Source organism: Novosphingobium sp. 11B, from assembly GCF_054589055.1.
This window is the reverse complement of record NZ_BAAILP010000084.1, coordinates 1-23059: the sequence shown is the minus strand read 5'-3', so window position 1 is coordinate 23059 and position 23059 is coordinate 1. Positions and strand designations below refer to the sequence as shown.

Genomic DNA, 23059 nt, shown 5'->3' with positions numbered 1-23059 from the left:
AGTCCGGGACGACGGCCCATTTAGATCGTCCTTCTGACGGCAATTATTAAGCACATCTCCCCCCCCCTAAATTACCGCTCTCTTTGCCGTCCGCTCCTCATAAGCACCTTCAGAACACGGTTAATTCTAGAAGGAGCGCGATATGACCGGATTGCCGAGCATCCACGACAAGCTCCGCCTACACGGCCCGGTGATGCAGCGCGCGAGCGCCATTGCCGCCTCTCTTTTCGACACCGCTGCAATCGATTTTCGCGATGCGGCCGATCACACACCCGGGAAACCGCGCCGCCGCCGCGTCAGCCTTTCGCGTGGGAACATGCCGGGGATAGTGCGCGAAGGCGCGAGCCACACCTCCGTCACTTACGCCGCCCCCGTCAACGAGACGTCGCTGGCGATGATCCTCGCCGCCATGGCCGGCCCAGAAGACCCGATCGCCGCCAATCCGGAGATCCACGACCAGGCGGGCGCGATCGACGATCTGATCGAAAGCATGGCCAGCCACGGCGAATGGTTTCCGAACATCGCTTTCTTCGAGGAGTCCGGCGCGCAGCGCATCGTCCAGGCCATCCTCGATGGCGCGATCGACTACATCGCCTGACCCGGCGGGAACGCGAAGTGCTGGGCAGCGTCGCCAGCGGCCTGTCCAACCGCCTGATAGGAGAAAGACTCTCGATCAGCCCGCGAACGGTTGAAACCCACCGCGCCAACATGCTCAACAAGCTGGGCGCCAATCACACGTCCGTCGCGAGCCGCATCGCGATCGAGGCATCCCTCGTGAACTGACGCCAATCCGGCAATGTCCCTAGGCGTGCGTGAACGAGCCGTTAGCCACGATCGCGGTACATCAAAGCTGTCGGCGCCACCCGTTGCCAAGGCGCCGACGCCTGATCCGCAGTCGCCTGATCTCCGGACGACGATGCGGGCCCGGTCGTATTCCCCTCCCGACCGGGCCTGTCGCGGGATCGTTTGGGGCCGGCGGTGTCAGTGCAGTCGGATGGAGGCCGAGGCCAGCGGAACATCTGCGGCATGAGCGCCGCGTTCACCCTTCGCCAGCACCGCCGCGACATGGCCCGCCAGCATAGCGAGCGCGAGCGTCGAACCTTCCGCGATAGCTTCCTCGGAGCCGCCCGGAGGCACCACGGTCGCAAGACAAGTATCGTGACCGCCCCGCGAAAGCATGAACGGCATGTCCGGACCGATGATCTCCAGCACGGCGCTCATCCCCGCGCCGCAGTCCAGCATGGCGTTGATGCGTACGCGGTCGAGCGGTACGGCTCCGTCGACGCCACTGCCGCTCAGCAGGTGTAGCGCTTCGCGAATACGGTCGATCTCCTCGCAGGCGGCACTGCCCGCGCAATCGTGGAGGAAGTCACGCAGACGGCGCGCATGAACGCGATCGCTGCCGACACTGTTCGAAGTACTTGCCATTGCCTTATCGTTGTCTTTCGCGTCCGAAGGGTGCGCCACAGTCCCCAGACCTGGCCCAGCGTCAATACGCAGTTCCCTGTAGCCCGGATTCGCTGTCCCGCCTTGTTACATCTTATAGAGGCTAGGTGAAACACCCGTGTATTCACGGCTGCGCAGACCCCTTGCGGAAATTTCCTTAGGCAAACCGCCGCTAGGGACGGGTTGTCGCGGCAATTTTATCCGCGAACCGGGCCGGTTCGGCGGGGCCCAGATCGTGTCCGGTATCGACGCCCCGCACCCGTCCTTGCGAGCGTTGGGGCAGTAACTCCATGTCGCGTCCCGATATTGTCCAGGTGCAGATCACATGACTTTCTGAAATCGTGCGCATGACGGCTGCCCGGGTGAGCATCCGTATCTGCGCGAAGCATGGGCGCGGGCACGTGGTCGGCCGGTCACCGGACTGTGGTACCGGCACAGAATCCATCACTCCGAAAAATGCCGCCATGCCGGGCATCGGCGCCATCGCGAATCGCACTCCATCGACCTCGTGCAGCCTTTGCCGCACTCTATCGGCAGTCTCGCAGGCTTGCTCGCAAAGTGATTCGCCCCCGCGCGCGCAGGCCGCGGCCGGTGACGATCATACTGCCCTTCTCTCGACTATGAGCCATGCAGGATCGTATCAGCAAACCAATGTCAAACGCCGACAGTGTTCCCGCGCGCAGCGAACCAAGGCACCATGCGCTCGATCGCATCCTCGATCTCCAGCGTGGAGACGGCGAAGCTGAGGCGGATGAAACGGTTGCCATCGACCGGGTCGAAGTCGATGCCCGGCGCGGTGGCGACGCCGGTGTCGGCAAGGAGCTGGCGGCAGAAGGCGAAGCTGTCGTTGGTCAGGTGGCCGATGTCGGCCCAGATGTAGAACGCCCCGTCCGGCGGCGCGATGCGCTGCAGGCCGAGACGGGGGAGCGCGGCCAGCAGCAGTTCGCGATTGCGCGCGTAATTGGCGTGGTGCCCCTCCAGTTCCTCGGTGCAGTCGAAGGCGACCAGCCCCGCGTGCTGCGCCAGCACCGGCGGGGTCAGGAACAGGTTGGCGATCCGTGCGCGCGCAGCCTCGATCAGACGCGAAGGAACCACCAGCCAGCCCAGCCGCCAGCCGGCCATCGAGAACCACTTGGAAAAGCTGTTCACCACCAGTGCCTCGGGCACGTGCTGGAGCAGGGAGTCGGCCGTCATGCCGTACGTCAGGCCGTGATAGATCTCGTCGGAGATCACAGTGATGCCCTTGCGCGCGCAGACCTGCGCGATGGCCGCGAGTTCCTCCGGCGCGATGACGGTGCCGGTGGGGTTGGCCGGACTGGCAAGGATCAGCCCCTCGGGCACCGGATCGAGCGCGTCAAGGGCGGCGGCGGTGACCTGGTAGCGCTCGGCCGGGCCGCAGGGCAGCTCGACCGGCTCGATATAGAGCGTGCGCATGGCATTGCGGTAAGCGACGTATCCCGGCCGGGCCAGCGCCACTCGCGCACCGGGGCGGAAGCAGCAGGACAGCGCCAGCACGAAGGCAGGCGAGGCACCGCAGGTCAGGAATACCTGCTCGGGCGTGACCACTACGCCATAAGCCTCGGCGTAGTGCCGCGCGATCCGTTCGCGCAGCGCCGGGCTCTCCCAGTAGCCACCGGCCTCGGCATCGAGCACCGTATGGGCCGCGGCAATGGCCGCGGCCGGAGCGCCCGTGGAGGGCTGGCCGTATTCCATGTGGATCACGTCGCGCCCCTCGGCGGCGAGTTCGTAGGCAAGACGGCCGATGGTCGTGGCGTGGAAGGGTTCGACGTGCGCGATCATGCACGCCTGCTACGCGCCGTGCAGGCGTCATGCAATGCGCGTCAGGCCGCGAAGATGGTGTAGATGCGCGCGGCGAAGAGCCAGCAGCCGTCCAGCCGCACGAAGCTGTCGTGATATTCGCCGGTCACCTGCTTGTTGGTGCCGGTGATCGGCGCCACCATCATGGCGTTGGCCCGCGCGGTGTCTCCGGCGACCTCGACCATCAGATTATGGATCAGCGGCACGGGATGCGGCCGGCCCTTCCCTTCGAGGAGGAAGGCGGCCAGCGCCTCGGGTGTCTCGAACCGCTGGCGCACGGCATATTCGGTGCGATCGGGCGCGCCGGATCGGACTTCGAAGGTCCCGGTCGGGGCGAAAAGAGCGGGGATGCTCTCATAGGCTTCGCGCCGCACGGCCCGCGCGTAGCCGTGGACGAGGTCGGCGATGGCGATCTGCGCCTCGATCCGGGCGAACCGTTCCTCGGTCATGCAGCGGCGCCCTGCACTGCGTCGCGGCGTTCGCAGGCCGCGCGGATCGCCGTGAAACGCGGTTCCACGCTGCGCCAGACGCGGGCATGGGTGACGATGCACGGTTCGTCGGCCTCGATGCCCGCCAGCACCATCATGGCGATATGTTCGGCCGTCACGCCGGAGGGCGGCATGGCGCCCGCATACTGGCGGATTTCGCCTCCGACCTTGCGGGTGTTCTCGGCCAGGTTCGTGGCAACATAACCCGGACAAAGCAGCGACACACCCACGCCATGAGGAGCCATCTCCTGCCTCAACGCCTCCGTGAGCGCAGTTACCCCGAACTTGGCGACCGCATAGGCCCCGACGCCCGGCACGCTCGCGGTGAGACCGGCCTGCGAGGAGGTATTGACCACGTGCCCCTTGCCCCTTGCCCGCATATCGGCGGCGAAGGTGAAGACGCCGTTGGCAATGCCGGTGAGGTTGATCGCCACGATGCGGTCGAAGCTGGCCGGGTCCATGTCCGCGAATTCGCGGCCGTTGGGAGCGATGCCGGCGTTGTTGACCAGCACATCGACCGGGCCGAAGACACCTTCCGCCTCGGCCTTCGCGCGCGCCCAGCCCTCACGATCGCGGGTGTCGAGGACGACGCCGCGAACGGCCCCACCGCGATCGGCCAGCACTGCGGCGAGACGCTCGGCATCGATGTCGGCGATCGTCACCTTGAGCCCCTTGCGGACCATCGCATCGACGATACCCAGGCCGATGCCGCTTGCGCCGCCGGTGACGAACGCGTGTCCTGCTTCGCTCAAATCCATGGGTTTTGCCTCTCCTCAGCGCGGCCTTGCCGCCTTGTGGGAATTTTGAAGAAGCGGACACTATCTTGCAATCGCCAAGGCCGCCGGTCATCACCGCCGGGACGATGAGAACAGGGAGAGGCGTCGCCATGACGCATATCGGCAGGCGCTACGGGCGGCTCATCCAGATGAGCTACGCCACGCGCGACATGGACGCGGCGATCGTGCACGCCGAGACGCAACTGGGCATCACCGGCCTGCGCCGCAGCGAATCCGAGATCGAGGTCCTCTCCTACGGCGAAACGCGCAGGCTGGGCGTGAAGTCAGCGATCGCCAATATCGGCGACCCCGGCGGCCTGCGCCAGTTCGAGATCATCGAGCCGATCTCGGGCATCACCGAAATCTACACGGACGCGGCGGACTTGTCGGCGCAGGTCCTCGCCTTCCACCACATAGGGATCGCGGTGCCGGGGCCTTACGCTGAATGGCAGGCCCTGCTGCAGGACGCGCGCGCCAGCGGGGACGCGCTTGCCTTGCAGTTCCCGGCCAAGCCGTCCGACGAAGCAAAGCTGTGCTTCTGCTACGTCGATACGCGCAGGAGGATCGGCCATTTCACCGAGTATCTGTGGGCCGATCCCTCGCTGACGGACATACCGGTGGCGCCCTGGCTTTAGGTCGGCGCCCAGCTACCCGTCGCTGTTGCCACTGACGATCCCGGGCCGCTCCGCCCCCATGCCGGAAAATCCGATCGAATAGCCGCCGTCCACCGGCAGGATCACCCCGGTGATGTAGGCCGCCTCGTCGCTGGCGAGGAACAGCGCGGCCAATGCGATATCCTCTGCGCGGCCCCAGCGCCCCATCGGTATCCCGGCGAGCGTCGGAAAACCCTCTGGCGGCGCATCATGCGTCTTCGATGCCTCGACCAGCCCCGTCCACATCGTCCCCGGCGCCACCGCGTTCACGCGGATGTTGCTGTCCGAATAGTCCAGTGCCGCGACCTTGGTTAGCTGGTGCACGCCCGCCTTGGCGGAACTGTAGACGCTGTGGTGCTTCCACCCGATCACCGCCGAAGCCGAACTGGTGTTGACGATCGCTCCGCCGCCGGTCTTCAGCATGGACTCGATGCCGTACTTCATGCCGAGGAACACGCCCCGGATGTTGGTGGCGTGCACCTTGTCCCACAGCTCGGTCGTCTGGGTGTGGAGCGGCGCCATCCCGCCGCCGAAACCGGCGTTGTTGCACAGTACGTCGAGCCTGCCGAAGCTCTCCTCGGCCCTTGTGATCATCGTCTTGACTTGCGCCTCGCTGGAGACGTCGCAATGGATCGATACGACCTCGCCGCCGAGATCGGCAGCCACTTCGTCCTCCTTGCCCGAGATGTCGGCGAGCAGCAGCTTCGCCCCTTCCGCATGGAACAGCCGCGCCATCGCGCGCCCCATCCCGGACCCGGCGCCGGTAATGATGCAGATCTTGTCCTGAAGCCTTCCGGCCATCTTCCCTCTCCCTTCAGGCCGACGTGTCGATCGTCGGCCGGATCGTTATTTCCGAGATGTTCGTGCGACGCGGCATCGCCACGATGAAGACGATGGCCTCGCCGATGTCCCTCGGCTTCACCGCGCCTTCCTTGGCGACGTGCGCCTGGATCGCGGCGCGCCAGTTTGGATCGGAGATGTTGTCGCCCACCTCGGTCTCGGTCGCGCCGGGCATCAGCGTGGTGACGCGCACGTTGCGGCCGCCCAGTTCCTGCCGCATCGCATCGGTCATGAAGTTCACCGCGTGCTTGCTGGCGGAATAAGCGCTCGTCATCGGACCGCCCTTACGGCCCGCGAGCGATGAAATGGTGATGATGTCACCGCCACCCTGTTCCAGCATGTGGGGCACGGCGGCAGTGCAGGTGTAGACGGTCCCCATCAGATTGATGTCGATGACCCGGCGGTAGATCGCGGTATCGCAATTCTCGATTCCCCCGGCTTCCATGATCCCGGCCGAGTTGATCAGGATGTCGATTCGGCCCAGCTTCTCGACGGTTTCGGCCACCGCGCGGCGGGCATCGTCCTCCACCGTCATGTCGCCCGGGATGGCCAGCGCCGTACCGCCGTCCGCCTCGATCCTGGCGACGAGGCCGGAGAGCCGCTCAGCCCGCCGGGCCGACATGGCGACGGCCGCACCTGCCTCTGCCAGGCAAAGCGCCGCCGCTTCGCCGATGCCGGACGATGCCCCGGTCACGAGCGCGACTTTTCCTGCAAGGAGCTTGGTCATCGGCGGCATTCTCCCATTCGTTTCGTATGCATTGGCTGAAGCCCGCCGGGCGTACAGTCAACGAAAAATGCTGAACACCTGTTATAATCGCTCAGGCGGGCCCGTAATGATGTATCCGATCACGCGATCACCAGAACCGAACGATGGATGAACCGCACGAGGTCCGCCTGCCCCCGCGCGCCGGTCTTGGCGTAGATCCGCTTGGAATAGGTGCGCGCCGATTCCACCGTCAGCCCCAGCTCCGGCGCGGCCTCGCTGATCGACATGCCTCGGCTCAAGGCCAGCGCCAGCCGCGCCTCGCTGGGCGCAAGATCGAAAAGCTGGGCTAGCTGCTCGCAGCGATCGGCGGACGACCAGTTGTCGGCATGCAGGTAGCACACGATCGCCGGCGCAGCTTGTGTCGTCCCCATCCGCTGGCCCGAAGGCACCAGCAGCAGGTCGAGCCACGGCTCATGCGACAGCACGATCGCACGCGGCCGCGCCTGTGGATCGATCGCCAGTTCTCGCACCGCAGCAAGCAGTTGGCGGCGCAGCGCCGTGTCGCGGGCGGTTAGCCTGCCGTCCTTCGCCCGCGCGATGCGATCGCCCGCCTGCAACATGCGGGAACCCTGCGCATCTGCGTCGAGTACGCGCCCTTCGCCGTCGAGCGTGAGCCAGCCGAAGTTCAGACGCCGCACGGCCTCGCGCGCGACGGCAGCGGTCATACGCTCCCGCTCCAGCGCCACGAAACTGCCTAACGCTACGCGCATGTATGGCACCAGCGCTTCGAGCAGGCCGTCGACTTGCCGGCCGAAATCGCCCTCGCGCCGGGTGACGGTGATCCAGCCGCTCGTGCCCGACTTCTCGGCAAAGCGGATCATCCGCATATGGTTCATGCCCGATGGCACCAGCAATTGCGTCAGATAGGCGTCGTGGGCGGGCTCGCCGAAATGCAGCAGCTGGTCTAGCCGATACGTGCGCCCTTCCGTCATCTCATGATAGGGCATCGGATCGCGCAAGTAGAGGTTCTCGCGATAGTGCCGCGACACCCGCGGCGGCGACGGCGCCCCCGAATAGAGGTGGATCACGCGGGCCTCGGGCGTACCAAGCGGCAGCGGGCGGAACACCAGGCTGGCGTAGTCACCCGCAACCGCAGCGCGCAAAGCGTCGAGGAAACCGCGCCATGGCGGATCTTCGACCAGACCCTCGATCAGGGGGGCGATCAACGGGACGATCAGACTTTCGACAGACACGCTCTCACAGGACATCGCCTCATCCCCAAATGGGAATTTGCTTCGGCCGGCGCCTAGCCCACCCATGGCCCCCGAACAAAGAGGCGTCCGGCACCCATCGTGCCTGCGATGCACTGCAGCCCCCGCCTCAGGGAGATGAGCCGATGAAAGTCCAGCCTGCCGCCTTCCTGCGCACGACGCTTCCGCTGGGCATCGACATGGTGGGGGAGTACGATTCGGGCCGCTACCATTCGATCTGGCTGCCCGACCACATGGTCAGCTTCTGGCCGGACTCGATCTGGACGCCGGAGTTCACCGACCTCGCCCTCTCCTCCCCCAGCCCGCACCGGCATCTGGACGGCATGGCGGTCAGCGCGGCGGCGGCGGTGCTTACGAAGAACACCCCGCTCGCGACCACCGTGGTCGATACCGTGCGGCGGCATCCCTCGCTGCTGGCGCAGTCGGCGCTGACGATCAGCCACTTGTCGAAGGGGCGCTTCATCCTCGGTCTCGGCTCGGGCGAACTGGAGAACACGGTGCCTTACGGCTTCGACTTCGCCAAGCCGGTGGGACGGCTGGAAGAAGCGATCAAGGTCATCAAGCTGCTGTGGCATGCCGATGGCCCGGTCGATTTCGAAGGGGAGTTCTTTCACCTCCACCACGCCCGCATGGACACCGAGCTTTACGACGGCAAGGCCCCGTCGATCTGGCTGGGCTCGGCAGGACCAAGGATGCTGGGCATCACCGGACGCGAGGCGGACGGCTGGTGGCCGGCGGGTGCGTGGACGCCCGAGGATTACGCGGCCAAGCTCAAGGTCATCCTCGATGCGGGTGACGCGGCCGGGCGGGACATGAGCCATTTCACGCCCGCGATCACCCAGATGGCGCTGATCGGCGAGCCGGACGAGATCGACGAAATGCTGCGCGCGCCGATGGTGAAGTCGATCGTGCTCATGATCACCGCGAAGGACCTTGCCCAGTTCGGGCATGACCACCCGATGGGTCCGGACTGGCGCGGGATCATGGACTTCGATCCGGTCAAGCTCAGCCGCGAGGCGATGCTGAAATTCTGCGAGGCCATGAACCCGCAGGCCATCCGCGACATACTCCCTGTGGGCACACCGAAGGAAGTGGCGCTGAAGATCAAGGCCTTCGCCGATGCCGGAATGCGCGTCTACAAGCTGATGGAATACGGCGCGATGGGCGGCATGAAGTTCGCTGCCACTTCCGCCGCCAAGGTACGGGAGACCGAGGACGAGATCGCCCGGCTGGTGGAGGGCTGATCCGATGGCTGCGCTCGAACCGCAGCAATTGCTGCAGCATGCGATCGACGAAACCGGTCTGACAGACTGGGCGGACGAAGGCTTTCCCGAACGCTTCGCCCTTGCCGTGGCGCATATCGACACCATCCCCATGGACGAGGCGGGCCGGCAGTCGGCAGCGCGCAACATCCACTGGCTGCTCACCGACCGCCTGCGCTTCTTCCACGATCGCAGCGCGTTTCCTTTGGCGGACGAAGTGATCGAACGGCCGATGTTCGCCAGCGGCGAGCCTCGATCTGGCACCACGCTGATGCATGCGCTGATGTCGGTGGACCCGGATGCGCGGGCGCTGCGCTTCGCCGAGGTCATGCACCCATCGCCGCCGCCCGGGACCGTTACGGGCGATGACCCTCGCTACCGTCTCGCCGACGAGGAATGGCGGGAAATCAACGCGAAGATGGCCAAGTGGCTGCACTGCCACCCCTACAATGACATGCTCGGCCACGGCCTGCCCGAAGACGAGCGGACCTGGGCTTTCGACTTTCGCGTGATGACGCCCACCGCCTGGTGGCGGGTGCCGATGCAGAACCTGTCGATGGGCCTGCCTACCGATCCAGTCGCACAGTACCGCATCCACAAGGCCATGCTGCAGGCCTTCCAGTTCCGTCGCCCGCGCAAATACTGGGTGCTCAAGGGCTTTCACACCACGCGCCTTGCGGCGTTCTTCGACGCCTATCCCGACGCCACGCTGGTCTGGCTGCACCGCGACCCGGTGATGGTCGCGGCCAGTTCGACGATGATGATGGCCGACATCATGGAAGGCATCGTCGGTCCGATCGACCTCGTGAAAGAGGCGCGCGCGCACGTCGAACGCGTGCGCTGGTCGATCGGCCATACCATGACCGACCCACTGGTTGATGACCCGCGCATTCATCACGTGCGCTATGCCGATTTCGTCGCCGATCCCATCGGCACCGTGCGCGGCTACTACCGATTCGCCGACCGCGCATTCGGGCCGCGACAGGAGGACGCCATGCGCGCTTACCTCGCCGAGAATCGCGGCGATCGGCATGGCAAGTTCCATTACTCGACGCGGGTGCTCATCGACGCCGGCTACTGCATCGACGACCTCAACGCCGAGTTCGCGCCTTTCCGCGAGCGCTTCGGCGTGCCGATCGAAGTGCGCAGGTAACCGCCGATGCACCCGCGCGTCAGCCTGCATCAGGTGGCCCTGATCACCGAGCCAACCGCAGATTTCCTGGACTTCTGCCGCAGCATCGGCGTGCAGCACTGCACACTCGCCGCGCCGTGCCTGCAAACGAAGGAAGCCCGCTCGGCGGCACGCGAAAGCCCGGTGCAGATCGGGTGCATCAACCACCTCTTCGCCCTCCATCCCGACCTTGAACGCGACACCGGGAAGGCGGCGGCGAACCTGCTCGGTGTTATCGAGGTCGCGGCTGAAGTGGGCGCGCCCGCAATCTATCTCCTCACCGGAGGACGCGGTGCACTGTCCTGGGAGGCCGCAGCACAGCGCTTCGCCGACCTGCTCGCCCCCTGCCGCGATGCGGCGCAGCGGGCGGGGATTCGCCTGCTGGTGGAAAACGCCTCTCCGCTCAACGCCGACATCCACATGCCCCACACCCTGCCCGATGCCGTCCGCCTCGCCCGGATGGCCGCGATCGATGTCTGCGTCGAACTGCATGCATGCTGGACCGAGGCCGACTTGCGCGGAAAGCTGGCCGACGCGATGCCGCTGGCGGGGCTGGTGCAAGTCAGCGACTATGTGCTCGGCGATCGCAGCACGCCCTGCCGCGCGGTGCCGGGAGATGGCGCGATCCCGCTCGAGGCGATCCTGTGCGATGTGCTCGACCTTGGCTACACCGGGCTGTTCGACCTCGAACTCGTAGGCCCGCGCATCGAGGCGGAAGGCCCGCGCGAAGCCTGCACGCGCGCCGCCCGCGCCCTTTCCGACATGCTCGACCGACTGGGAGCCTGACATGGCCTTTGGCGATGGACCCGACGATGCCCTATTGCGCGTGGCATGGGAGCAATTCTGCGACCGCCTGAAAAGCGCTGGTCACAGTGCCTTCAAGGACGCCAATCCCGCCAATCCGCTCCAGCGCGCGGACGCCTTTCGCTTCCTGACGCAGAATCTGGGGCAGGCCTTCGACCTCGCGCTGGAGACGCGCGATACCGCGTTCCCGCAGATACACCCCTTCGTCACGCCGACACGCAAGCTGGGGGGCGACGTCGCCGACTTCACGTATCGGCAGGCCTGGATCGACGGAAACCGCACGTACCGCCTGACCGGCCGCAAGGGCACCGCGCGCTGGCTGAACATCACCGTGCAAGGCCCGCGCCCCGAGACCATCCCCGGCACCGACTGGCCCTCGCTTCACGAGCCCTTCGGCGACATTCCCGAGTGCAACATCCTCGGCGCGCAGATCGAGGCGGACGCGCGAGGCGACTTCGAACTCTTCGTCGGCGGTGAACCCCGGCCGGGCAACTGGCTCCCGACCACGCCGGGCAGCCGCAAGCTGTTCATCCGCGAAGCCTTCGACGGCTGGGACGAAACCCCCACCTCCCTGACCATCGAAGCACTGGACACCGCAGGCGCAAAGCCGCTGCCCACATCTGCGGAAATGATCGAGGCGATGGACTGGGCGGGTGCCTTCGTCACCGGCCTGATGCACGACTGGCCGGAGCATTCGTGGCTGACCTCGCGCGGCGTGTGCGATCCGCATGCGCTGGGCGCCTTCCCTCCCGACCGGACTGCCAACGATGCCTCCGACGCGAAGCGCGGGCGGATGGCGGCGCACATGGTCTGGCGGCTGGAACCGGACGAGGCGCTGATCGTCGAGATGGACGCGCACCCCGGCTTCTGGATCTTCGGCATGGGCGGCGCTTTCATGGGCTCGATGGACTTCCTGCACCGGCCGGTCAGCTACACCCCGGCGCGCACCCGCGTCGACGGCGACGGCGTGGTGCGGCTGGTGCTCGCCCATGACGATCCGGGCGTGCACAACTGGCTCGACACGCAGCGGTTTCGGGAGGGCAACCTGACCTATCGCAACCTGCTGACGCAGGACACCGCAAGGTTCCAGACCCGGCTCGTACCGAGGAACCGGCTGATCGAGCATCTCCCGGCCGACACCGCCCTGGTCGATCCGGCCGAGCGCGAGGTGATGCGCCTTGAACGCTACCGTGCGGTCAAGCGCCGCTATGGCATCTGACGAAGGTACAGCACGGAATCTCCCGAGCGCGCCACCGGCCGCCACCCGGCGAGCGGCAGTTCGGGCACGTGCCAGACCACCCACAACCGGGGAATGCCGTCAGGCACCCGGTCGATCGCCGTGAGCAGCTGGTTGAACCCCTGGCAACTCTCGCCGACCAGCGCCCCGGTCTGCGCGTCGATGAAGGGACCGGCGGCAGGGTTGTCGATGCTCATGAGCTGACCGCCCCGCATCGCCCACTGGTCGTTGGCAAAGGCATGGCGGCGCATCATCGCATAGCTGGCGACGTGAACATCGCGCACCCGCGCCTGCTGCCGGATGAAGTTGACGCAAGGCAGCGCGATGAAGGTCAGCAGCTGCGAGCCGCGCGGGACGTGCTCGACCACGGCCTGCTCCTTGCTGATCTGCTCGTCCCAGGCGGCCATGCTCACCGTGTTGCCGACGAGGCGCAAGGCCACGAAGGCGATCCCGGCGACCACAAGCATCCGCTGCCTGCACGCACCAAGGTCGAGCGGCCGCGCGCAGATCAGCGCCAGCGCATAGATCATGGGCGTCAGGCGCATGTCGGCATAGGCCGACCCGTAGATCGTGCCCGGCATGACCATGAACACCACCAGCAGCACGATCGTGCCCAGCGCCAACCCCTTGTGCAGGGCAAAGCGCGGCGAGCGCCAGACAGCCACGATCAGGGCGAGCAGTCCGGCCGCGCAGAGGTAATCCCAGGCGTCCCATCGATCCGCCAGAACGTTGGCGAAGTGATAGATCTTGAGCCCCAGCCGGAACCAGTTCTCGTTCGGCAGGTGCCCGGCCGGGTTCGGCCACGCCATGCTCGCCAGCTGCGGCACCAACAGGCAGGTGCTGGCAAGGAACCCGCCCCACAGCGCCGGCAACAGGCGCCCGGATCGCTCGAAACGTCCGGCCAGTTCACAACACCCGACCAGCACGCACAAAGTCGCCCATGCGGCCAGATGGCACACCCAGATGACGCAGGCGACCAGGCAGAACACCAGCCAGCGCCGCCGCGGGTTGTCCGCCATCGACGGACTGATCCACCAGGCCAGTGCGAGCGTGACGAGCGCCATGCCCAGCGTGAAGTTGAGGAACCCGAACTGGAACGGATTGCCCAGCGCCAGCGGCACCGCGAACAGCGCGGTCACCGCCACCCGCCCATGCGCCGCGCGCGACAGCCAAAGGTAACCCGCGACCTGCAGCATCACGATCAGGATCGCAATGGCCTTCACCGCCAGCCTCAGGCCGACGATCGGCTCGAACACCCAGGCGAGCAGATCGGCGCCGAGGTTAGGGAGCAGGCCCCACCGGAAGCTGTACCACTGCGCCAGATCGGCGCTGCGTCCGCCGTCCATCTGCACCATGTAGCGCGACATGTGCCCGGGCAGGTCGGTCAGCGGCGGCACCACCGGCCAGAACAGCGGCACGGCGGCCAGCAGCACCAGCGCCGCGCACCAGCGCAGCGGGATCGTTCCCGACTGCCCCGTCATCGCGCGGCGCGCCCCGGAGCGAAGACGAAATGGCGGGACAGGAGGAAGAAGCAGGCCGAATAAACCGCCATCGCCGCGCCCTGCCCGATCAGGCTCTGCGCGAAGCCGAGCCCGCGCATCAGCGTCAGCATGCCCAGGTTCGCGCCGTAGGACAGCGCGAAGACGGTCAGGAACCGCGCCACTTCCGTGGAAGCGACCGGCCCGCGCACCTCGAATGTCCAGGTCCGGTTGAGCACGAAGGAGCAGCACACACCCACTCCGTAGCTGCAGGCGTTGGCCGGATAGTCGCCCACCCCCAGCCGCAGCAGCGCCCAGATGACGGCCAACCCGACGATCGTGTTCAGCACACCCACCAGCCCGAAGCGCAACGCGGCCATCATCATGGTCATCGGCAGGACGTCAGACCCGCGGATCGAAGGCGCCGACCGTCAGCGGCATCACCACAGGTCCGCGCTCGCTCGCCCGCGACTGGCTGCGCACCTCGCGCACGATGAACAGCGGCCGCCCTTTGCTTTCGATATAGAGCCGCCCGAGGTAGTCGCCGAAGACGCCGAGGATGATCAGCTGGATACTACCCATGATCAGCATGACCGCGATCGTGCTGGTCCAGCCGATAATCACGCCGTTCTCGGACCAGCGCCAGATCGCCCAGAACAGGAGTGCGAACCCCGCAAATCCCGACAGGACGCCGAGATGAGAGGCCAGCCGCAGGGGCACCGTCGAAAAGCTCGTGATGGCGTCGATGGCAAGGCTCATCAGGCGCCGCACGGAGTACTTGGTTTCACCCGCCCTGCGCGCATCGCGTTCGTAAGGTACGGCAACCTGCTCGAACCCCAGCCAGCTGACCATGCCGCGCATGAAGCGGCAACGCTCGGGCATGGCGTTGAGTTGATCGACCACGCGCCGGGTCATCAGCCGGAAATCGCCGGTATCGACGGGGATGTTCTGCTCCGACAATCGGTTGAGCAATTTGTAGAAAAGCGATGCGGTTCCCCGCTTGAAAGCGCTTTCACCGTGCCGCGCCACGCGCTGGCCATATGCGACGTCCGCGCCCGCCTCGATCCTCTCGATCATTGCGCCAAGAAGTTCCGGAGGGTCCTGCAGGTCTGCGTCGATCATCATGATCAGTTCGCCGCGGCATATCTGAAGCCCGGCGGTCACCGCCAATTGCTGCCCATGGTTGCGCGAAAGATCGACGCCGAGAACCCGCGGGTTGCGCTCGGCCAGCACGCAGATCAGCGGCCAGGTGCGATCAGTGGAGCCGTCATTGACGAGAACGATCTCGTAGTCCTCGCCCACTTGTTCCCGGCAGGCGGCCGCGAGCCGTGCTTCCAGCATGAGGAGAACGGCCTCCTCGTTATAGCATGGCACCACCACCGAGAGGCGTGGGCAGGTCCGTTCGGCGAACGGCAGGATAGGTTCCATCTTCATGAATCGGCCCCGCGAAACTCGGCTGTGCTTCGAGAGGCCGTATCGGGCATTTCTGGTTAACCGGCCGTAAAAGACGCCTGGCCTTGCAAAACATATGAAAAGGGCGAGGTCCGCGAACCTCGCCCTTCCACATAGGGCACCGCCTTTGGCGTCGCCCTCCCCGTGTTCAGATGTCAGGCCGCCTTCGCGCGCGCCAGCCGGCGCCGTCCCACGATCGCTGCAGCCGCCGCGCCGAACAGGATCAGCATCGGCGGAGCGGGTACATCGGTGCCGCCCGACGTGCTCGTGGTCGAACCACCCGAGGACGAGCTGGACGACGAAGAGGAAGACGAGGAACTGGAGCTGCTCGACGAGGTCGAACCGTTCGAGCCGCCAGAAGTCGAGGAAGACCCCGACGACGAAGACGAGCTGGACGACGAACCGCTGGACGATCCCGTGGAGGTCGCGCCGCCGGAAGAATGATCGTCACCGCCGCTTGAGGAACTGGAGGACGAACTGGAGCTGGAGCTGGAAGACGACGAGGACGAGCTGGAACTGCTGGTGCTGGTCACGTTGCCCGAGCTGGTCGACGTGGTCGAGGTGATCCCGCCGGTGGTGGTCGTGGACGTCAGCCCGCCCGTGGTCGTCGTGGAGGTCAGGCCACCGGTGCTCGAACTGGAGGTCGAGGTCACGCCGCCGCTGGTCGAGGTCACACCGCCCGTGGTGGACGTGACGCCGCCGGTCGTGGAAGTCACGCCGCCGCTGCTGGTCGAGGTGATCACGACGTTGCCGCCGCCACCGCCGCCGCTGCCTCCGAAGAAGCCGCCGAAGAACCCGCCGCCAAAGCCGCCGAAGCCGCCACCACCGCCGCCGATCACTACTGGCGCGCCGCCGCTGCCGCCCGAGTAGGACGGACCCGGCGCGGGCGGCATGTACGGCGCGGGCATCGGCACCATCGCCATCTGCGGCTGGTCGCAGCAGGTCCGCTTGATGATCTTGCGCACGCGCTTGGTGGTGCGGGGCTGGTCCTTGCGGACGAGGCGCTGGGCCGGACGCTTCTTTACCGGAGCGGCCTTGGCCATCTTCACCTTGCGGTACTCGGTCTTCGCCGACTGCGTCTCGGCGACGTGAACGGCACCGCCGCCGATCACGGCACAGCCCGCCGCACAGGCAGACAGTTTAGCAAGGGCCATCCGAACCGACATAACGCGTTGCTCTCTTTGTTTCGCACCGGAGGCCCGAAGGCCCTTTCGGGCTACCGTGCATCCATCTGCCAGAAACAACGCAGAGACACGTTAATGCGGCAACGTCATTCACCCGCAATTCACCGTCCCGATGCGGGAAACTGGGTTAATTTATCATTCTAACTCAGAGGGTGTACCGAAACGGGACTGTTAGTTCAGCGGGTTGTAAAGCAGACCGACGCTTTTGCGGCGAATGTGCCGCCTGGCGCACTCACCCTTCCGAATCGAACAACCCGCCCTGCGGCCCCGCAGGAGGGGTCATGCCAAGGTGGCTCCATCCCCTATCATTGAGGCAACGTCCCCGTGCCGTGCGGGCAACGAGGCCCAACTGGATGAGGTACGGCTCGATCACTTCCTCGATCGTGTCGCGTGGTTCGGACAGTCCCGCCGCCAGCGTCTCCACGCCCACCGGGCCGCCCTTATAGATGTCCGCGATCATCCGCAGATACCGGCGATCCTGCGCATCAAGGCCAATGGCGTCCACTTCCAGCCGGGTGAGCGAATCGTCGGCGATCGCACGGGTAATGGTGTCCGATCCCGCCACATGCGCGAAATCGCGCACCCGCCGCATAAGGCGCCCCGCGACACGCGGAGTACCGCGTGCGCGGCGGGCAATCTCGGTCGCTCCGCCCTTGTCGATGCCGATGCCGAGCAGGCCCGCGCCGCGGCTGACGACCTTCTCCAGTTCCTCGACGGTGTAGAACTGCAGGCGCACCGGGATGCCGAAGCGGTCGCGCAGCGGGGTCTGCAGCAGGCCCTGCCGGGTCGTCGCGCCGATCAGCGTGAACGGCGGCAGGTCGATCCGCACCGAGCGCGCCGACGGACCTTCGCCGATGATGAGGTCCAGCGCGCGGTCCTCCATCGCCGGATAGAGCACTTCCTCGACCACGGGATTGAGACGGTGGATCTCGTCGATGAACAGGACGTCGCCCTGCTCCAGATTGGTCAGCAGCGCGGCGAGGTCGCCCGCCTTGGCGATGACCGGACCGGAAGTGGCGCGAAAACCCACGCCCAGTTCGCGCGCGACGATCTGCGCCAGCGTCGTCTTGCCAAGGCCCGGAGGCCCGAAGAACAGCACATGGTCCATCGCCTCGCGCCGCGACTTGGCGCTTTCGATGAAGACGTGCAGGTTGTCCTTGGCCGCCGCCTGCCCGACGAACTCGGCGAGCGTCTTGGGCCGAAGCGCGGCATCGGCGTCCTCGACCTGGCGATTGGGGGAAAGGATGGGATTGTCGGTCATGAATGGCCTGTAGCTGGAAAGCGCAGATCCATCCATCTGATCCACGGGAAAGCTATGCCTCCGCACACAACGCCACCAAAGGTCAGTATGAAGAAAGAGCTGCCAATTTCATAATACGTGTCGCGTATGGCCGCGACGATCATGATCATAAGCCCGGTCAGGAACCCGGACGTGCCGCCCGCCAGTGCGCAATTTGGAAACGTCAGCGTCATTCGCTTTCTGACACCGAGCGCTACGGGAACACCGACCAAAAGGCATAGCGGCAATGCCAGTCCGATAAATCCAAGCGCAAAGGACCAAGATATAACGCATAGCACAATGGCGATGCTAATCGGGCTTGCTAAGATCCCAAAAATCGTCGGCAGCATCCGCGGCGGCTGTCGATCCTCGTATTGATCCACGAAGCTCATTTGAGCGGATGCCCCGATGCGGTCGCTTCCTGCTCTGTGCGCTCCAAATCACGGCGAACAAGATGCCGGACATATTCAGCAGCATCAAGGAAGCGCCCCTGCGAAACCTTTTTTTCGATCCATTGTAATTGCTCTGCAGGAATGTCGAGTTTGACCTGAGACATGATCTTCACCCCGTCGCCAGCTTCAGCGCCACGCGCATGAGATCGCCCAGCGCCGCATCCTCACCAAGCTGATCGACCGCCTTGCCAACCGCCGTCGCCGCCACCGCAGGCTTGAAGCCGAGGTTCTGCAGGGCCGAGACCGCATCGGCGCTGGCCGAGCCCGCAGGCGCCACCGCCACGATGCCGGACGCCCCCGGCGCGGTGGGCATGCCGCCGGCTTTGTCCTTGAGTTCGTTGACGATGCGGCTCGCCAGCTTCGGCCCGACGCCGTTCGCGCGCGCCACCATGGCGCTGTCGCCGCCCGCACAGGCGCGCTGGAGTTCCTCGGTCGTCAGAGCGGAGAGGATCGCCAGCGCTACCTTCGAGCCGACACCCTGCACCGCCGTCAGCAGGCGGAACCAGTTGCGCTCCGCCCCGGACGTGAAGCCGATCAGGCGCTGGTCGGTTTCCGAAACCTGCATCTCGGTATGGACGACGACGCGATCACCCCGGATACCGAGATGGTCCAGCGTTCGCGCCGAACAATGGACGAGGTAGCCCACGCCGTTGACGTCGATGATGGCCCAGTCGGCGCCGGTGTCGTCGAGCAATCCTGTCAGCTTGGCGATCATGGTTTGTTCCTATGGCAGGAAGGGATTCGGGGCGCCAGAGGAAAAGAGAAGAAGGCTGGGGTTTACCACCCCTGCACCCCGTGAACTGTCGAGGCCACGCGCGCCGCTTCGTCATGTCAGACGGTGAGCCGGGAGACATTAAAAGCCTGCGGCGCAATGTGAGGCCGCCGCTGCTGCGCGCGCGACGACGACAGTTTGGGGGTCTGGGGCGATGGCCCCAGGACTTCCCTTTTATCGGTGACTACCCAGCATATTCGCATGAGTAATCGCCACCGCCAGAGCATCGGCGGCGTCCTCGCCCGCCAGTTTAACGCCCGGCAGCAGCACCATCAGCATCGCCTGGATCTGCGCCTTCGCCGCCCCGCCGGTGCCAACGATCGCCTTCTTCACCAGCTTGGTCGAATATTCCGCCACCGGAATCCCGGCGCGCGCCACGGACAGCATCGCGACACCGCGCGCCTGCCCTAGCTTGAGCGTCGACTGCGGGTTCACGTTGACGAAGACTTCCTCCACCGCGCCGGTATCGGGCCGGTGCTGGAGGATCACATCGGTCAGCGCGGCGTCGAGTTCGACCAGCCGCTCGGCCATTCCGGCCTTGGCGTTGGTGCGGATCTGGCCGTTGGCTACGTGGCTGAGGCGGCTGCCGCTCTTGGCGACGACGCCCCAGCCCGTGCAGGTCAGGCCGGGGTCGATGCCGAGGATAATCATGGTGTCAGACCTTCAGCCCGAGCCGCGGCCCGAAATGCATCATCAGCGAATAGAGCACCACGGTCAGCACGCACCCGGCCAGCAGCGAGGCCCAGAACCCCAGACCATTGCGCAACAGAACCGGCATCAGCAGGAACATCGGCAGCGAGGGGAGCACGTACCAGAACGTCGCCCCGGCATGAACCGCCATGTTCTCGGCATCCGGGCGCGCCTGCCACAGCAGGATCATGCCCAGTACTGAGACCAGCGGCAGCGAAGCGACAAGCGCGCCCAGAGCAGGCAGGCGCTTGCCGATTTCCGCGATCGCCACGATGAGAACGCCCGAAAGCAGGGCGCGGGCGATCAGTGCCAGCATATCAGCCGAGCGTTTCCATGACCTCGTCCGAGATCTCGTAGTTGCCCCAGACGGTCTGGACGTCGTCGTCGTCTTCGAGGGTGTCGACCAGCTTCATCAGCGTGCTGACGGTGTCCGCGTCGACATCGACGGTGAGGTTGGGCTTCCATGCCAGCTTGACGCCTTCGGCTTCGCCCAGGATCTTTTCCAGCTCGCGCGCGACTTCGTGGAGCGCATCGACCGAAACCCAGATCTGGTGGCTGCCAGGGTTCTCGTCGCCGTCGCCCATGTCGCTCTGCACGTCTTCGGCGCCCGCTTCGATCGCGGCTTCGAGGACCTTGTCCTCGTCACCCACGCTGCCGGGGTACTCGATCAGGCCGAGGCGTTCGAAGCCGTGCGAAACCGCGCCCGAGGCACCGAGGTTGCCGCCGTTCTTGGCGAAGGCGGTGCGCACGTTGGTAGCAGTACGGTTGCGGTTGTCGGTCAGCGCCTCGACGATGATGGCGATGCCGCTGGGGCCGTAGCCCTCGTAGCGCACTTCCTCGTAGTTCTCGGCGTCGCCCTTGCTCGCCTTGTCGATCGCGCGCTGGATGTTGTCCTTGGGCATCGACTGCGCCTTGGCCGCGTTGACGGCGGCGCGCAGGCGCGGGTTCATGTCCGGGTCGGGCATGCCCATCTTCGCCGCGACGGTAATTTCGCGGCTGAGCTTGGAGAACTGCGCCGAGCGCTTCTTGTCCTGCGCACCCTTGCGATGCATGATGTTCTTGAATTTGGAATGGCCTGCCATCGGTCCGCTCGTTGCCTGCCCATGAGTCCACGGGTCTTTGCGATGAATGAAGTGGCGCGGGCCTTACAACAGGGGCACCCCAAAGGGCAACCGGAGTCGGCCTGCTACACGACGACGGCAGTTCCGGAACAGCTTACCATCAGCATCGAACCGTGCGATCCGATCACCTCGTAGTCTATGTCCACGCCGACCACGGCGTTGCCGCCCAGCTTCTCCGCCTCCGCTTCCATTTCCTTCAACGCCTCGCGGCGGGCGCGCTGGAGGACTTCCTCGTACTTGCCGGAGCGACCTCCGACGATGTCGGTGACGGCGGCGAAGAGATCGCGCACGAGGTTGGCGCCGACGATGACTTCGCCAGTGACGATACCCAGATAGTCACGGACTGGCTGGCCTTCGACGGTGGGAGTGGTGGTGACGATCATCGGCGCGCTCTCCTTCGCTGGACCGCCAAGGTTGCACCGTCTCACGGTGCTGGCAAGACAACGAATTGGCAAGGAAATCGGGGATAGAACGAAGCATGGCGACCCGGATCGAAACAAGCTCCTCAGTACCCTCTGCCCTGCTGCGCGAACTGGCGAGCTTCGTCGCCCGGCCGCGCATACTTGCGCCCATCGGCCTGCGGTCGCGTGAGGCATGGCCCCGGCTGGCGCTGCTGACGGTGCTGCACATCGGCGGGCTTCTGCTGGTGATCCTGCCGCTGCTCGGGCTCTACCAGAAGACGATGGGCCAGCCGCTGCCCGACGCCTTCGACAAGCTGCCGGCAGGCTGGCTGCTGCCGATCACCATCGTGATCGCACCGGTGCTGGAGGAGATGATCTTCCGCGGCTGGCAGACCGGACGCCCCCGCGCGCTATGGCTGCTGGCGTGCTTCGGCCTGTTCGCGGGGCTGGCCGTCATGGCGAAATCACTGCAGCCGCTGGTGTTGGCAGGATCGCTGCTGGCGCTCGTGGTCGCCGCTGTCGGAGGGTGGCTGTGGCTGCGCAAGCGTCCGACGTCTTCCACTTATGCGGCGGCTTATCCGGCGGTGTTCTGGCTGGCGGCGCTGCTGTTCGCAGGCGTCCATCTGATGAACTACCCGACCATATCCGCGCTCGCGCTGCCGATGGTGTTGCCGCAATTGTGGGCAGGCGTGCTGCTGGGCTTCACGCGCCAGCGCATCGGCCTTCCGGCCTCGATGCTCCAGCACGGCTGCGCCAATGCCGCAGCCATGGTGCTGGTGCAACTGGGGAGCTGACGCCCCCACCACCACCCGCTGCGCGGGAGGTTCCCCTCCCCGAGCAAGCTCGGGGAGGAATGAAGATCAGTCGATGCCGAGGGCCGACTTGTAGGTGTCGAGCAGCATGTCCATTTCGCGGCGGTCGTCGGGCTTCATTTTGCGCAGGCGCACGATGGCACGCATGATCTTGACGTCGTAGCCGACGGCCTTGGCTTCGTTGTAGACGTCGCGGATATCGTCCGAGATGCCCTTCTTTTCCTCTTCCAGGCGCTCGACGCGCTCGATCAGCAGGCGCAGGCGATCGTCGGTGGTTTCGGCCATGGGGGTACGTGCTCCGGTAAATGCTGGTGAATCGGTTGGCGGCGCTGATAGCGAGACAACAGGATTCGGGCAAAGCGCCCCCCTGTGGAAATCATGTGGAGGACGCGCAAAGGGTTGCCCCCAAAGCCGCACTTTCCTATCTGGCCAGTGCGCCGACCACGTTCGTGCGTCTCCTTCGACGGAGCTTCAAGTCCGGGACGGCCCGGGAATCGCCTCATAAGGAGATTGCCGAATGCCCTGGATTCTTCTCGCCATCGCCGGCCTGCTCGAAGTGGTCTGGGCGTTTTCCATGAAACAGTCGGAGGGCTTCACGCGCCTGTGGCCCAGCGTCGTGACTCTGGCCGCGATGCTGGCGAGCTTCGGCCTGCTCGCCGCCGCGATGCGGTCCCTGCCACTGGGCACGGCTTATGCCGTGTGGACCGGCATCGGCGCGGTGGGCGCTTTCGCGGCGGGGATCGTGTTCATGGGCGAATCGGCAAGCGCCATGCGCCTGCTCGCCGCCGGACTGATCCTCAGCGGGATCGTGCTGATGAAGGTGGCGACGCCCTGACAGGCAGGCTCGTCGTCCCGGACCTGATCCGGGACCGGTGGCTGTCTTTCGGTGAGAGATCGCAGCGCGCGCAGCCAAGTAGGCCGTTCACGGCCAGCGGTCCCGGATCAG

The 23059-nt window shown here is 65.8% G+C and carries 29 protein-coding genes; 9 read left to right on the top strand and 20 right to left on the bottom strand.

The annotated features are described in order from the left end of the window. The first annotated feature begins 142 nt into the window (after positions 1–142). Entirely contained in the window at positions 143–598 is a 456-nt protein-coding gene (locus ACYPYD_RS07470; RefSeq protein ID WP_459662652.1) for a hypothetical protein, read from the top strand. 17 nt (positions 599–615) lie between these two features. Next, complete coding sequence (locus tag ACYPYD_RS07465; protein ID WP_459662651.1) at positions 616–783, top strand: LuxR C-terminal-related transcriptional regulator; 168 nt, start codon at positions 616–618, stop codon at positions 781–783. Positions 784–981: 198 nt separating this feature from the next. Here the strand turns inward: ACYPYD_RS07465 and ACYPYD_RS07460 are convergent, their stop codons facing one another. The 4 genes from ACYPYD_RS07460 to ACYPYD_RS07445 form a co-directional block, all read right to left on the bottom strand. Next, a complete protein-coding gene (locus ACYPYD_RS07460; protein WP_008831315.1) occupies positions 982–1428 on the bottom strand; it encodes a hypothetical protein in 447 nt (148 codons plus the stop codon). 672 nt (positions 1429–2100) lie between these two features. Beyond that, positions 2101–3246, bottom strand: coding sequence for an aminotransferase class I/II-fold pyridoxal phosphate-dependent enzyme (locus ACYPYD_RS07455; RefSeq protein ID WP_459662650.1), 1146 nt, complete (start codon positions 3244–3246; stop codon positions 2101–2103). A gap of 41 nt (positions 3247–3287) precedes the next feature. Continuing rightward, positions 3288–3713: a nuclear transport factor 2 family protein gene (locus ACYPYD_RS07450; protein WP_008831317.1), complete on the bottom strand. Its 426-nt coding sequence runs from the start codon at positions 3711–3713 to the stop codon at positions 3288–3290. Further along, a complete protein-coding gene (locus ACYPYD_RS07445) occupies positions 3710–4510 on the bottom strand; it encodes an SDR family oxidoreductase (RefSeq protein ID WP_459662649.1) in 801 nt (266 codons plus the stop codon). The genes ACYPYD_RS07450 and ACYPYD_RS07445 overlap by 4 nt, the downstream gene beginning before the upstream one ends. Positions 4511–4638: 128 nt before the next feature. On the opposite strand from ACYPYD_RS07445, the gene ACYPYD_RS07440 reads away from it, so the two are divergent. Then, positions 4639–5163 (top strand): VOC family protein, encoded by a 525-nt coding sequence (locus ACYPYD_RS07440; protein ID WP_459662648.1) that lies wholly within the window; start codon positions 4639–4641, stop codon positions 5161–5163. Positions 5164–5175: 12 nt separating this feature from the next. On the opposite strand, the gene ACYPYD_RS07435 is transcribed toward ACYPYD_RS07440, so the two are convergent. The 3 genes from ACYPYD_RS07435 to ACYPYD_RS07425 all read right to left on the bottom strand — a co-directional run bounded on the left by ACYPYD_RS07435 (position 5176) and on the right by ACYPYD_RS07425 (position 7980). After that, positions 5176–5982, bottom strand: a complete 807-nt coding sequence (locus ACYPYD_RS07435; RefSeq protein ID WP_459662647.1) for an SDR family NAD(P)-dependent oxidoreductase — start codon at positions 5980–5982, stop codon at positions 5176–5178. A gap of 13 nt (positions 5983–5995) precedes the next feature. Then, positions 5996–6748, bottom strand: a complete 753-nt coding sequence (locus ACYPYD_RS07430; RefSeq protein ID WP_051211533.1) for an SDR family oxidoreductase — start codon at positions 6746–6748, stop codon at positions 5996–5998. Positions 6749–6867: 119 nt separating this feature from the next. After that, a complete protein-coding gene (locus ACYPYD_RS07425; RefSeq protein ID WP_459662646.1) occupies positions 6868–7980 on the bottom strand; it encodes a helix-turn-helix transcriptional regulator in 1113 nt (370 codons plus the stop codon). A 143-nt stretch (positions 7981–8123) separates the two neighbouring features. On the opposite strand from ACYPYD_RS07425, the gene ACYPYD_RS07420 reads away from it, so the two are divergent. The 4 genes from ACYPYD_RS07420 to ACYPYD_RS07405 are packed head-to-tail and all read left to right on the top strand — an operon-like array spanning position 8124 to position 12454. After that, on the top strand, positions 8124–9242 hold the full coding sequence (locus ACYPYD_RS07420; protein ID WP_459662645.1) for an LLM class flavin-dependent oxidoreductase: 1119 nt from the start codon (positions 8124–8126) through the stop codon (positions 9240–9242). Positions 9243–9246: 4 nt separating this feature from the next. Further along, positions 9247–10413 carry a sulfotransferase family protein gene (locus tag ACYPYD_RS07415; RefSeq protein WP_036526411.1) on the top strand — a complete coding sequence of 389 codons (1167 nt, stop codon included), beginning with the start codon at positions 9247–9249 and terminating at the stop codon, positions 10411–10413. A gap of 6 nt (positions 10414–10419) precedes the next feature. After that, positions 10420–11217: a sugar phosphate isomerase/epimerase family protein gene (locus ACYPYD_RS07410; protein ID WP_459662644.1), complete on the top strand. Its 798-nt coding sequence runs from the start codon at positions 10420–10422 to the stop codon at positions 11215–11217. A 1-nt stretch (position 11218) separates the two neighbouring features. Beyond that, positions 11219–12454, top strand: a complete 1236-nt coding sequence (locus tag ACYPYD_RS07405) for a DUF1214 domain-containing protein (protein WP_459662643.1) — start codon at positions 11219–11221, stop codon at positions 12452–12454. On the opposite strand, the gene ACYPYD_RS07400 is transcribed toward ACYPYD_RS07405, so the two are convergent. From ACYPYD_RS07400 to ACYPYD_RS07345, 12 genes are all read right to left on the bottom strand, one after another. After that, complete coding sequence (locus tag ACYPYD_RS07400; RefSeq protein ID WP_459662642.1) at positions 12442–13953, bottom strand: hypothetical protein; 1512 nt, start codon at positions 13951–13953, stop codon at positions 12442–12444. The two genes, ACYPYD_RS07405 and ACYPYD_RS07400, sit on opposite strands and share 13 nt — an antisense overlap. Then, a complete protein-coding gene (locus tag ACYPYD_RS07395; RefSeq protein ID WP_459662641.1) occupies positions 13950–14342 on the bottom strand; it encodes a GtrA family protein in 393 nt (130 codons plus the stop codon). The genes ACYPYD_RS07400 and ACYPYD_RS07395 overlap by 4 nt, the downstream gene beginning before the upstream one ends. A gap of 10 nt (positions 14343–14352) precedes the next feature. Beyond that, positions 14353–15384, bottom strand: coding sequence for a glycosyltransferase family 2 protein (locus tag ACYPYD_RS07390; protein ID WP_069708227.1), 1032 nt, complete (start codon positions 15382–15384; stop codon positions 14353–14355). Between the two features lie 173 nt (positions 15385–15557). Beyond that, positions 15558–16556 (bottom strand): PEP-CTERM sorting domain-containing protein, encoded by a 999-nt coding sequence (locus ACYPYD_RS07385; protein WP_459662640.1) that lies wholly within the window; start codon positions 16554–16556, stop codon positions 15558–15560. Positions 16557–16818: 262 nt separating this feature from the next. Further along, positions 16819–17847: a Holliday junction branch migration DNA helicase RuvB gene (ruvB, locus tag ACYPYD_RS07380; RefSeq protein WP_008827990.1), complete on the bottom strand. Its 1029-nt coding sequence runs from the start codon at positions 17845–17847 to the stop codon at positions 16819–16821. Further along, positions 17844–18257: a hypothetical protein gene (locus ACYPYD_RS07375; RefSeq protein WP_459662639.1), complete on the bottom strand. Its 414-nt coding sequence runs from the start codon at positions 18255–18257 to the stop codon at positions 17844–17846. Before ACYPYD_RS07375 ends, ruvB begins: the two co-directional genes overlap by 4 nt. Continuing rightward, positions 18254–18421: a ribbon-helix-helix domain-containing protein gene (locus ACYPYD_RS07370; protein WP_155986278.1), complete on the bottom strand. Its 168-nt coding sequence runs from the start codon at positions 18419–18421 to the stop codon at positions 18254–18256. Before ACYPYD_RS07370 ends, ACYPYD_RS07375 begins: the two co-directional genes overlap by 4 nt. A gap of 5 nt (positions 18422–18426) precedes the next feature. Further along, on the bottom strand, positions 18427–19032 hold the full coding sequence (ruvA, locus tag ACYPYD_RS07365) for a Holliday junction branch migration protein RuvA (RefSeq protein WP_459662638.1): 606 nt from the start codon (positions 19030–19032) through the stop codon (positions 18427–18429). A gap of 231 nt (positions 19033–19263) precedes the next feature. Beyond that, a complete protein-coding gene (gene ruvC / locus ACYPYD_RS07360; protein WP_008827993.1) occupies positions 19264–19740 on the bottom strand; it encodes a crossover junction endodeoxyribonuclease RuvC in 477 nt (158 codons plus the stop codon). 4 nt (positions 19741–19744) lie between these two features. Beyond that, positions 19745–20095, bottom strand: a complete 351-nt coding sequence (locus tag ACYPYD_RS07355; protein WP_069708233.1) for a DUF3147 family protein — start codon at positions 20093–20095, stop codon at positions 19745–19747. A gap of 1 nt (position 20096) precedes the next feature. Continuing rightward, positions 20097–20861: a YebC/PmpR family DNA-binding transcriptional regulator gene (locus ACYPYD_RS07350; protein WP_459662637.1), complete on the bottom strand. Its 765-nt coding sequence runs from the start codon at positions 20859–20861 to the stop codon at positions 20097–20099. A 104-nt stretch (positions 20862–20965) separates the two neighbouring features. Then, positions 20966–21283: a heavy metal-binding domain-containing protein gene (locus ACYPYD_RS07345; protein ID WP_069708234.1), complete on the bottom strand. Its 318-nt coding sequence runs from the start codon at positions 21281–21283 to the stop codon at positions 20966–20968. A gap of 95 nt (positions 21284–21378) precedes the next feature. Between ACYPYD_RS07345 and ACYPYD_RS07340 the strand changes: the two genes are divergently transcribed. Then, positions 21379–22095: a CPBP family intramembrane glutamate endopeptidase gene (locus ACYPYD_RS07340; RefSeq protein WP_459662636.1), complete on the top strand. Its 717-nt coding sequence runs from the start codon at positions 21379–21381 to the stop codon at positions 22093–22095. 66 nt (positions 22096–22161) lie between these two features. On the opposite strand, the gene ACYPYD_RS07335 is transcribed toward ACYPYD_RS07340, so the two are convergent. Then, positions 22162–22398, bottom strand: a complete 237-nt coding sequence (locus tag ACYPYD_RS07335) for a DUF2312 domain-containing protein (protein WP_008827998.1) — start codon at positions 22396–22398, stop codon at positions 22162–22164. 232 nt (positions 22399–22630) lie between these two features. Here ACYPYD_RS07335 and sugE point away from each other — a divergent pair, with 232 nt between their 5' ends. Further along, entirely contained in the window at positions 22631–22948 is a 318-nt protein-coding gene (sugE, locus tag ACYPYD_RS07330) for a quaternary ammonium compound efflux SMR transporter SugE (protein WP_459662635.1), read from the top strand. Positions 22949–23059: the final 111 nt, after the last annotated feature.

Coding starts and splice junctions, on each gene's coding strand:
- ACYPYD_RS07395 (WP_459662641.1), bottom strand. CDS start 14,342: ATGACCATGATGATGGCCGCGTTGCGCTTCGGGCTGGTGGGTGTGCTG.
- ACYPYD_RS07420 (WP_459662645.1), top strand. CDS start 8,124: ATGAAAGTCCAGCCTGCCGCCTTCCTGCGCACGACGCTTCCGCTGGGC.
- ACYPYD_RS07450 (WP_008831317.1), bottom strand. CDS start 3,713: ATGACCGAGGAACGGTTCGCCCGGATCGAGGCGCAGATCGCCATCGCC.
- ACYPYD_RS07440 (WP_459662648.1), top strand. CDS start 4,639: ATGACGCATATCGGCAGGCGCTACGGGCGGCTCATCCAGATGAGCTAC.
- ACYPYD_RS07355 (WP_069708233.1), bottom strand. CDS start 20,095: ATGCTGGCACTGATCGCCCGCGCCCTGCTTTCGGGCGTTCTCATCGTG.
- ACYPYD_RS07405 (WP_459662643.1), top strand. CDS start 11,219: ATGGCCTTTGGCGATGGACCCGACGATGCCCTATTGCGCGTGGCATGG.
- ACYPYD_RS07400 (WP_459662642.1), bottom strand. CDS start 13,953: ATGACGGGGCAGTCGGGAACGATCCCGCTGCGCTGGTGCGCGGCGCTG.
- ACYPYD_RS07370 (WP_155986278.1), bottom strand. CDS start 18,421: ATGTCTCAGGTCAAACTCGACATTCCTGCAGAGCAATTACAATGGATC.
- sugE (WP_459662635.1), top strand. CDS start 22,631: ATGCCCTGGATTCTTCTCGCCATCGCCGGCCTGCTCGAAGTGGTCTGG.
- ruvC (WP_008827993.1), bottom strand. CDS start 19,740: ATGATTATCCTCGGCATCGACCCCGGCCTGACCTGCACGGGCTGGGGC.
- ACYPYD_RS07430 (WP_051211533.1), bottom strand. CDS start 6,748: ATGACCAAGCTCCTTGCAGGAAAAGTCGCGCTCGTGACCGGGGCATCG.
- ruvB (WP_008827990.1), bottom strand. CDS start 17,847: ATGACCGACAATCCCATCCTTTCCCCCAATCGCCAGGTCGAGGACGCC.
- ACYPYD_RS07375 (WP_459662639.1), bottom strand. CDS start 18,257: ATGAGCTTCGTGGATCAATACGAGGATCGACAGCCGCCGCGGATGCTG.
- ACYPYD_RS07335 (WP_008827998.1), bottom strand. CDS start 22,398: ATGGCCGAAACCACCGACGATCGCCTGCGCCTGCTGATCGAGCGCGTC.
- ACYPYD_RS07460 (WP_008831315.1), bottom strand. CDS start 1,428: ATGGCAAGTACTTCGAACAGTGTCGGCAGCGATCGCGTTCATGCGCGC.
- ACYPYD_RS07455 (WP_459662650.1), bottom strand. CDS start 3,246: ATGATCGCGCACGTCGAACCCTTCCACGCCACGACCATCGGCCGTCTT.
- ACYPYD_RS07470 (WP_459662652.1), top strand. CDS start 143: ATGACCGGATTGCCGAGCATCCACGACAAGCTCCGCCTACACGGCCCG.
- ACYPYD_RS07345 (WP_069708234.1), bottom strand. CDS start 21,283: ATGATCGTCACCACCACTCCCACCGTCGAAGGCCAGCCAGTCCGTGAC.
- ACYPYD_RS07340 (WP_459662636.1), top strand. CDS start 21,379: ATGGCGACCCGGATCGAAACAAGCTCCTCAGTACCCTCTGCCCTGCTG.
- ACYPYD_RS07350 (WP_459662637.1), bottom strand. CDS start 20,861: ATGGCAGGCCATTCCAAATTCAAGAACATCATGCATCGCAAGGGTGCG.
- ACYPYD_RS07390 (WP_069708227.1), bottom strand. CDS start 15,384: ATGAAGATGGAACCTATCCTGCCGTTCGCCGAACGGACCTGCCCACGC.
- ruvA (WP_459662638.1), bottom strand. CDS start 19,032: ATGATCGCCAAGCTGACAGGATTGCTCGACGACACCGGCGCCGACTGG.
- ACYPYD_RS07385 (WP_459662640.1), bottom strand. CDS start 16,556: ATGGCCCTTGCTAAACTGTCTGCCTGTGCGGCGGGCTGTGCCGTGATC.
- ACYPYD_RS07415 (WP_036526411.1), top strand. CDS start 9,247: ATGGCTGCGCTCGAACCGCAGCAATTGCTGCAGCATGCGATCGACGAA.
- ACYPYD_RS07435 (WP_459662647.1), bottom strand. CDS start 5,982: ATGGCCGGAAGGCTTCAGGACAAGATCTGCATCATTACCGGCGCCGGG.
- ACYPYD_RS07410 (WP_459662644.1), top strand. CDS start 10,420: ATGCACCCGCGCGTCAGCCTGCATCAGGTGGCCCTGATCACCGAGCCA.
- ACYPYD_RS07445 (WP_459662649.1), bottom strand. CDS start 4,510: ATGGATTTGAGCGAAGCAGGACACGCGTTCGTCACCGGCGGCGCAAGC.